Raw genomic sequence first — 12,094 nt, forward strand, 5'->3', positions numbered from 1 at the left:
TTAATTTTTATCTGTTAAAAATTTATTATATTCACCCTTTGTTGCCGGAACCTTTAAGTTTCCTGATATTATCTGTGCTTTAATATTATCAACTTCATTTAAAATATCTTTTGGAACAAGTTTATCGCTTGTTGGTGCTATATCAACTCCACCTTCTGCTAAGCCATATTCTATTGTAGCTCCACCATTCCATTTTCCTTCTTTTAAATCTTTTGCTGTATTATATATAGCAGTATCAACTCTTTTCATCGCTGAAGTTATAACATTATTAGGTGCAGAAATACTTTGATCAGAGTCCACCCCTATACAATACTTATTCATTTCTTTAGCACATTCTATAAGTCCATCTCCAGTTGATCCTGATGCATGAAATATTATATCAGCTCCTGCATTGTACATTTTTGTAGCAATCTCTTTTCCTTTTACTGGATCAGAAAATGAATTTGCATATTCACTTATAATTTGACAGTTTGGATTTGCATATTTCACTCCTGCCATATAGCCTGATTCAAATCTCTCTATTACAGGACTCTCTATTCCTCCAATAAAGCCAACTTGATTAGTCTTAGTCATTTTTCCCGCTATGTAACCTACTAGAAAGGAACTTTCATTTTCCTTAAAAGTTACTCCCAATACATTTGAAGGCGTTTCATCTCCATAAGTATTATCTATTATGGCATATCTCTGATTCTGATGTTTTTTAGCTTCTTCTGTAATAGGATCTGCCATCATAAATCCAATTCCCCATACTAAATCATTTTTCCTATCAGAAAAAGTTTCTAAATTTTTAATATAATCATTAGTATCCTTAGTTTCAATATAATTTGCTTTTATACCTAAATCATTTTGTGCTTTTTGAAGGCCTTCCCAAGCAGATTGATTAAATGAATGGTCAGTAATTCCACCAATATCTGTTACTATCCCAATATTAAGTGGATCTGAATTAGCATTTCCTTGAAAATCTAAATCCTTTTGAGTATTTCCCCTTGAGCATCCTATCAAAAAAATAGAAATGCATAAAATAATTAATAAAGCTATTTTAGGCTCAACACTAAAAACTGTGCTTGACATAAAATAATTATAAAATTAAATGAAAAATGCATTCAAATTCCTGTATTCTATAAGTGACTAATCCAATAGAATTGAAGGAGTTTAAATGCAATTACAGGATATCACTAATATATTAAATTTACAAGGAATAAATGTTATCAATTTTATCTATGGTTTTGAAGATAGAATTTGTATTGAAATCCAACCTACAGAATATACTCAACCTTGTCCGTGCTGTAAGAGTTTTAAAATAATAAGACGAGGCTCATCTGGAATTAGAAGAGTAAGGCATCTTCCTATATTTCAAAACGAGGTAATATTAAAGGTTCCTAAAATAAGAATGTCCTGTAAGGATTGTAATGCCTCTTTTTCATGGCAATATTCATTCCTGACTGGAAAGAGTCGTTATACTAATGAATTTCAAGAGTTTATTGCAACTAAAGTACCAGGAGCAACGGTTATTCACTGTGCTAGAACATTGAAAATACCATATTCTACAGTTGAAAGAATATATAAAAATTATATTGACTATGTTGTTCCACAATTGCAAGCAAAAGTTATATTAGAAAGTTCTAACACTAACAAGCTTATACTTGGAATGGATGATTTTGCTATAAGGAAAGGACATAGTTATAATACTGGAATTCATGACCTTCGTAACGGAACATTACTTGAAATAATTCCAGGAAGAAAACTTGAAGAGCTTAGAAGTCATAAGACTGTAAATCCAGAACTTTTTGAGCTCCGACCTTTTGCTATAGTAATGGATTTGGCTCCATATTATCACACATTTGCAAAAGAAGTATACCCAGATGCTATACGTATTGCGGATAGGTTTCATGTTAATAGCTATGCTATGGAAGCTCTTAGAGGCGTAAGAAAACGCATAAGTTGTGATTTAACTCCTGCGGCACGGACAGTATTGAAAAGAAATAAATCAGTACTTGAAAAACGGAATGAATATCTTACATCAAAAGAGGTTGAGATGCTCCAGCAGTTGTTGTCATTATCACCTGACCTAAAAGCAGTATATGAGTGGAAAGAGGAACTTATTGAGTGGTATGACTGTTGTTCAAGTGTTATACAGGCAACAAATGTATTTGATAAATGGTGTAAAAAAGGACATTCACTAAATATACCTGAGGTAGAACGTGCTTTGGTTACTTTTGAAAACTGGAGACAAGAAATAATTAACTATCATCATTGTAGATATACCAATGCCGCTGTTGAAGGTAGAAACGGTAAAATTAAAGCAATTCAACGCAGACACTATTTTACAAGGAATAAAGACTACTACAAAGGAAGAATTTTATTAGAATGTAATAACCATTTCTTGACAGCTTAAGCTGTCAAGAACATATTTTGATGTTGAGCCCTATTTTAGATCTGATTTTTTTCATTTTGCTTATCTCCAATCCAATTCATTAATTAATATAGACCAATACTGTTTCACCAAATAATTAATACTATAACTATTTCAGAGCAATTAATATCACTCATGTGATATACTTACAGTATGATTTATATCATAATTTATTAATACTTTGGTTTTTTTAGCGAAATTTGTATTATCTATATTATAATAATCTTTTGTAATATTTCACTTTATAATCAGGTAAAGTTTTAGTTAAAATAGCTAGTTAAAGAAGCAATTAATTTATCTTCCTTTTCCCATACCACTAGACTTTGAGATTTAAATTTCTTATATTTTTGCACAAAAAAACCTTCCTGGGCTATAAAGCTTCAGAAAGGCTTAATTTATCTCTATATCTAATTTCTATTTTTTAGAAAGGTTTTATAATCCTCATAGTTTCTCTTTAAAAGATTTGGAGTATCAAGACCATAAGGACAATGAGCTTTACAATTACCACACTCTATACAGTCTTCAATTTTCTTCATCTTAGCCTGTCCTTCTTCTGAAAGATGTCCTGCTGATGGAGAACGGCGAAGAAGCAACGACATTCTTGCACAGTTATTAATTTCTATACCTGCTGGACAAGGCATACAGTAACCACAGCCACGGCAAAATTCACCTGCAAGTTCTTTTCTTTCACTTTCAATATATTCCTTAATCTCACCTGTCATTACAGGAGGATTTTCTATATAAGAAATAAATTCATCAAGTTCTTTTTCTCTTTGAATTCCCCAAATAGGCAATGTATTATCAAACTTAGCAAGATATGCATAAGCCACCTCACTTCTTGTAATAAGCCCTCCTGCTAAAGCTTTCATACAAATGTATCCAACATTTTTCTCCTTACATAACTTTACTAGATCCTCTTCCTTTTTATCCGCAAGATAGCTGAATGGGAATTGTAAAGTATCGTAAAGTCCTGATTCAACGGCTTCTATGGCTACTGGAAGCCTATGATTTGTGATACCTATAAAACGAATTTTTCCTTGCTTTTTTGCTTCTAACATTGCTTCATAAAGTCCTGTTCCATCATTTGGCTTTGGACAAAAATTTGGATTGTGAAATTGATAAATATCAATATAATCTGTTTTGAGCATTTCAAGGCTCTTTTCTAAATCACTCCAAAAGCCTTCTACTATAGTAGATGGTGTCTTTGTCGCAAGAATTATTTTATCCCTTACATCACTTAAAGCAAGACCTATTTTATATTCACTATCAGTATAACTTCTTGCTGAATCAAAAAAATTAATACCATTATCATAAGCTTTTCTGAGTAGCTTTACTGCTTCCTCACTCGAAACACGTTGAACTGGAAGAGCACCAAAGCCATTTCTGTTTACTGTAATTTCTGTTCTTCCTAATGTGACATTTACCACATTACCATCACCTTTCTTATATTTCCTAAATACTATTTTTCCTTATTTGCCTTTATGTTAGAAAAAAGATTTCAACCATAATTGTAAATTTTTAATTACGACGTATATATTATAATACTTAAAGTTAACTCTATGTCAAATTTTTGAATAAACTTCCATGCTAAAAAAGAACAATTAAAGCTTTACTTTGCTTTTATTGTTCTTCTTTATAGTAAATTATATAGTAATCTTGTTGAAATTACTATAATTTCTTATTTATCACTTCATCACTAATTCTTTGTATTAATTTCTCTAGTTCTAAGATTCCCTCATCTCCATTTTTTCTGCTTCGCAATGAAATCTTATTTTCTGCCTCTTCTTTCTCGCCAACAACTATTATATAAGGAACTCTCTCATTTCTAGCTTCTCTTATCTTATAACCTATCTTTTCATCTCTATAATCCACTTCAACTCTTATTTCTGCATCACTTAGCTGCTTCTTTATTTTCTCTGAATAATCATTGAATTTATTTGATATTGGAAGTACTTTTACCTGAACTGGAGCTAACCATGTTGGAAACTTTCCTGCAAAGTGTTCTATTAATATTCCCATAAATCTTTCTATACTTCCAAATATAACCCTATGGATTACTATAGGTCTATGCTTTTCTCCATCGCTTCCAATATAATCTAATTCAAATCTTTGAGGAAGCTGAAAATCTAATTGAATTGTTCCACATTGCCATGTCCTGCCTATGCTATCTTCAAGATGGAAGTCTATTTTAGGTCCATAGAAGGCTCCATCCCCTTCATTTATTTTGTAATCCAGGCTCAATTCATCTAACGCACCCTTTAACGAGTTCTCTGCAAGCTCCCAATCCTCATCACTTCCCATTGAATCCTCTGGCCTTGTAGAAAGTTCAAGACTGTATTTAAATCCAAACTTTGAATACACCTTGTCTATAAGCTCTATGACACCTTTTATCTCTGATTTTATCTGATTTGGTAGCATAAATATATGCGCATCATCTTGTGTAAAGGCTCTTACTCTCATAAGTCCATGTAATGCCCCTGAAAGTTCATGTCTATGGACCCTTCCAAGTTCCCCAACTCTCATTGGAAAATCCCTATAAGAGTGTGCTTCTGACTTATACACCAACATTCCGCCTGGACAATTCATAGGTTTTAAAGCAAATTCTTCTTCATCAATCATTGAAGTATACATATTCTCTTTATAATGATACCAATGCCCTGAAGTTTCCCATAATTTTTTATTAAGCATTATTGGTGTTTCTATCTCTATATATCCCGCTTCATAATGTAATTTTCTCCAAAAATCAATTAAAGTATTTTTTAGAATTACTCCTTTAGGAAGCATAAATGGAAAGCCTGGTCCCTCATCAGCAAAAGTAAATAATCTTAATTCTTTTCCTAATTTTCTATGATCTCTCTTTTTTGCTTCTTCTAAATTGTGCAAATGAGTTTCCAATAATGTTTTATTGGAAAATGCAACACCATATATTCTTTGAAGCATTTTATTTTTTTCATTTCCTCTCCAATATGCCCCCGCAATGCTTATTAATTTAAAAGCTTTTAAATATTTTGTAGAAGGAATATGAGGTCCTCTGCAAAGATCAATATAATCTCCCTGCTTATATAAAGATATTTTTTCACCTTCTGGAAGATCTAGAATTAACTCTACTTTATAGTTTTCTCCTTTTTCCTCCATTAACTTTATTGCCTCTTCTCTTGAAACATCAATTCTCTCAAAACTTAAATTTTCACTTATTATTTTGTTCATTTCCGCTTCAATCTTACTTAGGTCTTCTGCAGATAATGAATTTTCTATATCAAAATCATAATAAAAACCATTTTCTATTGATGGGCCTATAGCAAGTTTTGCATTTTTATAAAGTCTTTTAACTGCCTGAGCCATAATATGCGAAGTAGAATGTCTTATTACTTCAACTGCTTTTTCATCGTCATAAGTTAAAATATTTACCTCATCATTGTCTTTTAATATATAACTTAAATCAACTAAAGTTCCATTTACTTCCCCTACTATTGCAACTTTAGCTAAATTTTTACTGATTAAACCTGCAAGTTCATAAATGCTTGAGTCTTCTGAAATTTCCTTTATTGATCCATCTTTAAGTTTTATATTCATCATAACTAATTACCTCCTTTTACTAAACTAATTTATTTGTTATATAAACATTCTTAATTTTTTGTACAAAAAAAGCATTCATCCCAAGCCTTGGGACGAATGCATAATATCCGTGGTTCCACCCAAATTGAATTAAAATAATCCAATTCATCTCTATAATTTTTAACGATTTCCACCGATGACTTTTCACAAAATTTTGATAATCAGCCATAGCTCCAGGGTAGTTTTTCTTATAGTCATATTTAGGAATGCTTACAGCCTTTTGACACTCCATCTCTGAAAACTGTATTCTATAATACTTTTCCCTCTCATTGCTCAATTAATATTTAATTTTAGGCACATAGAAAAATGCAATGGATTAAAATTAACTTATTATTTTTTGAATGTGCCTTTAAGAGTTTCGTGCACTTTCCTCTTATTTGAAAATAATATTAGCACTTTTTCAATCAATTGTAAATATCAAATATATATTTATAAGTTACTAAGCAATGTACTCTTCATCATTTTTTAAACTATTGTGATGTTTTTTCCTCTAGCATCAGAGAAAACTGTAATATGAAACTCTCAATGGGTTGGATAAAAAGTAGTTACCGCACTCTTAATCCTGATGCAGAAAATTTTATTAATATCATAAAAGAAATAATCAAAAGAAGCATTTGATCATTTTTCTATTCTTCATAACAAATAATAGGAGTTCCAGCTTCTATATTCTCAAAAACTTTCTTGGCTAAATATAGTGGAGCATTTACACATCCATGAGATCCATTGATCTTATATATATCTCCACCAAAAGAATATCTCCAACTTGCATCATGTATACCTATATTTCCGTTAAACGGCATCCAATAGCTTACTTTTGTTTCATAATTTTCTCCATTTAATGTTGATCCTTTTTCTTTGTAATTAAGCATATAAACTCCAAGCTTAGTAGGATTTCCTCTATTAGGGTTACCTGTTACTATGTCACCTTGAGTTATAAGCTTCCCTTCCTTATAAAACCATAAATGCTGCCTTGTCAGATTAATTTCTACATAAGTTTTTCCTATATCATCTTCATCTCTATATAAAGCCTTTTGAGTATATATCGGTTCTTTTTGAAGTATATCCCCATGTTTTATGTTTTCTAATAGTGATTTTGTTTCAGAGACACAATTAATTTTCCAACCATAAAATCCACCCTTAACTTCTACTATTTTATTTATAGACGCTTTAAACTTTCTTGTTATACCAACTGTGTCATATTTTTTGCTTAAGTTTTTCAAGTATTCATTAACTGCTTTTTCGTTTATTTCTACATCTAAGTTATCATCAACGCCAAGCCACCCATTTATTATACTTCCATCCAGAACTTCACTCTTATTTCCAAATATATAGGTTATCTTTGTCGATGTATACTTGTTTAGCAAATTAATAGCTTCCATAGTCTTATTAGAAGTAGTAGTGTATTTAGGATTTTCATAACAAAGATTCTCATCTAAATTTAATTTTGTTTTTCCTTGCGATATACTCATTTTTATAACCTCATTTAGCTTGTCCTTATATATTTTGTTCCCATATACCTCTTTAACTACTTCATATAAACCACTTGAGTATTTAAAGCTCACATTTTGTGGTTCTATAATCTCCTTATTCAAACAATTTAATTGATTTATTTTATTTTCCAGATTATCTTTATTATAAAAAAATAAATCATCTTCATAATAATCTTGTTCCTTTAATAATGAGCTTATCCATTTATATGAACTTTGAAGTTTATTGATTTTAGAAAGATCATTTTTTTCATTATATTGTAATCCTATATCTTGTCCTAATATTTCTTCTGTTTCTCCATCTCTTTCTATTAACTGTAACTTATAATTTTCAATGTAATTTTTAATTATATCACTTACATCCTCATGTGCTTTTAATGATACATTTACTCCATTTATTACTGTATTAAAAAAGTAATGATTAACAAAATATAATGAAATAAGTAAATAAATTAGTACCATTGAAGATATCAGAATAATAATTTTTCCTGTATGATAGTTTTTTAAAGGCTTTTTTATATTAATATTCTTCATATAGATTTACATCCTTTACTAAAACATAAATATATTAATTAATTTATGATATGCTTATATTTTCAGAATATTCTCCAAATTTTCTAATTCTATGTTTCTATAATTTATTTAATAAAAATATGTTACAAATTTGTAATTTGGTAACGTTTTATTTCCTTTATATTGATTTTCTTGTATTTATAGGTTGTTTTTGTAATAAGCAATGGCTATTATACTGTATATACTCATTAGATTTTACTGTTTACCTATATGAAATAGTTATTTTCTAATGTAAATTATTTTTTAAATTACAAGGAGGAATAATTATGAACAAAGACACAACAATATCAGAAACTGAAAATTTAAAATTTAAAACAAACATTAAAAATGCCGATTTAAAAAACTACGAAAATAGCACTTCATATTCTGGAGTTTTCGAAGATGTTGAAGTTGCTATTAATAAAGCTATAACTGCACAAAAGGAATTTTCTCTTTATTATACAAAGGAACAAAGAGAAAAAATATTAACTGAAATAAGGAAGGCAACATTAAAAAACAAAAAAATTTTAGCTAAAATGATTTTAGACGAAACACATATGGGAAGATATGAAGATAAGATATTAAAACATGAATTAGTGGCTAAATATACTCCTGGTATAGAAGATTTAACTACTACAGCCTGGTCAGGAGATAATGGACTTACAGTAGTTGAAATGGCTCCGTATGGTGTTATAGGCGCAATAACCCCTTCTACTAATCCAACTGAAACTGTTATCTGCAACAGCATAGGAATGATAGCTGCTGGAAACGCTGTAGTTTTTAATGGACATCCCAGTGCAAAAAAATGTGTTGCTTTTGCTGTCGATATGATAAATAAAGCTATTGTTTCATGTGGAGGTCCTAAGAATCTAATAACAGCTGTAAAAAATCCAACCATGGAATCCTTAGATGCAATTATAAAACACCCAGAAATAAAACTTTTATGCGGAACTGGCGGTCCTGGAATGGTAAAAACTCTCTTAAATTCTGGTAAAAAAGCTATAGGGGCTGGTGCTGGAAATCCTCCAGTTATTGTAGATGATACTGCTGACATTGAAAAAGCCGGAAAAAATATCATTGAAGGCTGCTCTTTTGATAATAACTTACCTTGTATTGCTGAAAAAGAAGTATTTGTTTTTGACAATGTTGCAGATAATTTAATAGATAATATGTTAAAAAATAATGCTGTAATTATAAATAAAGATAAAATAACAAAACTATTGAATTTAATATTACAGAAAAATAATGAAACTCAAGAATATAACATAAATAAAAAATGGGTTGGAAAAGATGCAAAATTATTCTTAAATGAGATAGATGTTGAAGCTCCTTCAAGTGTTAGATGTATAATCTGCGAAGTAGAGCCAGATCATCCTTTTGTAATGACAGAACTTATGATGCCAATACTACCCATCGTGAGAGTCAAAAATATAGATGATGCTATACAATATGCAAAAATAGCAGAACAAAGCAGAAAACATAGTGCCTATATTTATTCCAAAAACATAGATAACTTAAATAGATTTGAGAAAGAAATAGACACTACTATCTTTGTAAAAAATGCAAAATCCTTTGCTGGAGTAGGTTATAATGCTGAAGGATTTACAACTTTCACTATTGCCGGCTGTACTGGTGAAGGTATAACCTCTGCAAGAAACTTCACACGTCAAAGAAGATGTGTGTTAGCCGGTTAACTTCATTCTTGAATTTACAAGTTTATTTATGAGATCACAGAAAAATATTCAGAAAGGAGTTGCTAAAATGAGCAAAATAACTAAATTAATAAATTTAAAGAACTTATTTAAAGATGGCATGACAATTATGGTTGGCGGCTTCTTAAATTGCGGAACACCAGAAAATATTATAGATTTTCTAGTTAACTTAAACATTAAAAATCTAACTGTTATATGCAACGATACAGCTTTTCCAGATAAGGGTATTGGTAAACTTATTGTAAATGGTCAGGTCTCTAAAGTAATTGCTTCCCATATTGGAACAAATCCTGAAACCGGAAAAAAAATGACTTCTGGTGAACTCGAAGTTGAGCTTTCTCCTCAGGGAACTTTAATAGAAAGAATTCGTGCAGGTGGTTCTGGCCTTGGAGGTGTATTAACGCCAACTGGGGTAGACACTATTGTAGAAAAAGGTAAGCAGAAAGTTAATGTTAACGGCAAAAAATATTTGCTAGAACTTCCATTATCAGCTGATATCTCATTAATAAAAGGTAGTATAGTAGATGAATTTGGAAACACCTTCTATAGAGCCGCTGCAAAAAACTTCAATCCATACATGGCAATGGCTGGTAATACAGTTATAGTAGAAGCTGATAAGTTAGTAAAAGCTGATGAACTAAACAAAGAGAATATAATGACTCCAGGTATATTAGTAGATTATATAGTAAAAGAGGTGGTTTAAATGATTGACAATAAAATTTTAGCTAAAGAGATAATCGCCAAAAGAGTTGCTAAGGAATTAAAAGCTGGGCAACTTGTTAATCTTGGAATAGGACTTCCAACTTTAGTTGCTAATTATATACCCAAGGAAATGAATATCGCTTTTGAATCCGAAAATGGCATGGTTGGCATGGGAGAATTAGCAGCTTCAGGTGAATATGATCCTGATATAATAAATGCCGGTGGCCAATATGTAACTCTTCTGCCTCAAGGTGCTTTTTTTGATAGCTCAATGTCTTTCTCATTAATTAGAGGTGGGCATGTAGATGTTGCTGTTCTAGGTGCTTTAGAAGTTGATGAGAAAGGAAATTTAGCCAACTGGATTGTCCCAAGTAAAATTGTACCAGGCATGGGTGGGGCTATGGATTTAGCAATAGGAGCACGAAAAGTAATAGTAGCAATGCAGCATACTGGTAAAGGCAAACCCAAGATTGTAAAAAAATGCACTCTTCCACTTACTGCAAAAGCTCAAGTAGATTTAATAATTACAGAATTATGCGTAATTAAAGTAACACGTGACGGATTAATTTTAAGAGAAATTCACAAAGATACGACTGTTGATGAAATAAAGTCTTTAACAGATGCAAATTTAATTATCCCAAATAACATAGAAATTATGGACATATAGATCTTTTATTTTAAAGTCATAGTCTCTTAAGCTTAGGCTCTCTATATAATTAAAAAATAAGAAAAGAGTGTGATAATTCTATGCTAGAAAATGAAGTAATAAAACAAATTACAACTCCCATATCTGCTCCAGCATTTCCTAGAGGACCATATAAATTTCATAATAGAGAATACTTAAATATCATTTATCGTACTGATTTAGAAGCTCTTAGAAAAATAGTTCCAGAACCACTTGAGTTAGACGGCCCTTATGTGAGATTTGAAATGATGGCTATGCCGGATACAACCGGATTGGGCTCATATACAGAATGTGGTCAGGCTATCCCAGTAACATTCAATGGAGTTAGCGGCGATTACTTGCATATGATGTACCTTGATAATGAGCCAGCTATAGCTGTTGGAAGAGAAAGTAGCGCTTATCCTAAAAAACTTGGAAATCCGAAGTTATTTGTTGATTCAGATACATTGGTTGGGACATTAAAATATGGCACATTGCCAGTTGCCACTGCCACAATGGGATATAAACATGAACCTCTAGATCTTAAAGAAGCTTATTCACAAATTTCAAGACCTAATTTTATGTTAAAAGTTATTCAAGGTTATGATGGTAAGCCAAGAATTTGTGAACTTATATGCGCAGAAAATACTGATATAACAATACATGGTGCATGGACTGGTAGCGCTCGTCTACAATTGTTTAGCCACGCACTAGCTCCTTTAGCTGACTTACCAGTATTAGAAATTATATCTGCATCGCATATACTTACAGATTTAACTCTTGGAACACCTAAAATTGTTTATGATTATCTTTCCAAAAATCAAAAATGAGCATACTTATGTATATTTTAATAAATGAAAAAGCCTCTATTGTTTTAATACATGGGGCTTTTTTATTTATTAGTTATCATCTTAATTACTTATAAAGTATAATGCATCCTTTGGGACAT

General features: G+C 30.9%; 9 protein-coding genes and 1 other annotated feature. Of the genes, 5 read left to right on the forward strand and 4 right to left on the reverse strand.

Features of this window, described 5'->3' with window-relative positions:
• Positions 1-1,071 (reverse strand): BMP family ABC transporter substrate-binding protein, encoded by a 1,071-nt coding sequence (locus CDLVIII_RS20420; protein ID WP_009171371.1) that lies wholly within the window; start codon positions 1,069-1,071, stop codon positions 1-3.
• 85 nt (positions 1,072-1,156) lie between these two features.
• Here CDLVIII_RS20420 and CDLVIII_RS20425 point away from each other — a divergent pair, with 85 nt between their 5' ends.
• Positions 1,157-2,395, forward strand: a complete 1,239-nt coding sequence (locus CDLVIII_RS20425; RefSeq protein WP_009167586.1) for an ISL3 family transposase — start codon at positions 1,157-1,159, stop codon at positions 2,393-2,395.
• Between the two features lie 425 nt (positions 2,396-2,820).
• Here the strand turns inward: CDLVIII_RS20425 and CDLVIII_RS20430 are convergent, their stop codons facing one another.
• The 3 genes from CDLVIII_RS20430 to CDLVIII_RS20445 all read right to left on the reverse strand — a co-directional run bounded on the left by CDLVIII_RS20430 (position 2,821) and on the right by CDLVIII_RS20445 (position 8,049).
• Positions 2,821-3,840 (reverse strand): aldo/keto reductase, encoded by a 1,020-nt coding sequence (locus CDLVIII_RS20430; RefSeq protein ID WP_009171372.1) that lies wholly within the window; start codon positions 3,838-3,840, stop codon positions 2,821-2,823.
• Between the two features lie 241 nt (positions 3,841-4,081).
• Entirely contained in the window at positions 4,082-5,989 is a 1,908-nt protein-coding gene (thrS, locus tag CDLVIII_RS20435; RefSeq protein ID WP_009171373.1) for a threonine--tRNA ligase, read from the reverse strand.
• Between the two features lie 85 nt (positions 5,990-6,074).
• Positions 6,075-6,307: a binding site (T-box leader), on the reverse strand.
• A gap of 347 nt (positions 6,308-6,654) precedes the next feature.
• The gene (locus CDLVIII_RS20445; RefSeq protein ID WP_009171374.1) at positions 6,655-8,049 is read right to left on the reverse strand and encodes a L,D-transpeptidase family protein; all 1,395 of its coding nucleotides are present in this window, start codon (positions 8,047-8,049) and stop codon (positions 6,655-6,657) included.
• A 305-nt stretch (positions 8,050-8,354) separates the two neighbouring features.
• Here CDLVIII_RS20445 and CDLVIII_RS20450 point away from each other — a divergent pair, with 305 nt between their 5' ends.
• The 4 genes from CDLVIII_RS20450 (at position 8,355) to CDLVIII_RS20465 (ending at position 11,975) form a co-directional block, all read left to right on the forward strand.
• Positions 8,355-9,761, forward strand: coding sequence for an aldehyde dehydrogenase family protein (locus CDLVIII_RS20450; RefSeq protein ID WP_009171375.1), 1,407 nt, complete (start codon positions 8,355-8,357; stop codon positions 9,759-9,761).
• 67 nt (positions 9,762-9,828) lie between these two features.
• A complete protein-coding gene (locus CDLVIII_RS20455; protein ID WP_009171376.1) occupies positions 9,829-10,482 on the forward strand; it encodes a 3-oxoacid CoA-transferase subunit A in 654 nt (217 codons plus the stop codon).
• Complete coding sequence (locus CDLVIII_RS20460) at positions 10,483-11,148, forward strand: 3-oxoacid CoA-transferase subunit B (protein WP_009171377.1); 666 nt, start codon at positions 10,483-10,485, stop codon at positions 11,146-11,148.
• Between the two features lie 80 nt (positions 11,149-11,228).
• A complete protein-coding gene (locus tag CDLVIII_RS20465; protein WP_009171378.1) occupies positions 11,229-11,975 on the forward strand; it encodes an acetoacetate decarboxylase in 747 nt (248 codons plus the stop codon).
• Positions 11,976-12,094: the final 119 nt, after the last annotated feature.

This window comes from Clostridium sp. DL-VIII, from assembly GCF_000230835.1.
In the GTDB taxonomy this organism is placed as follows: Bacteria; Bacillota; Clostridia; order Clostridiales; family Clostridiaceae; genus Clostridium.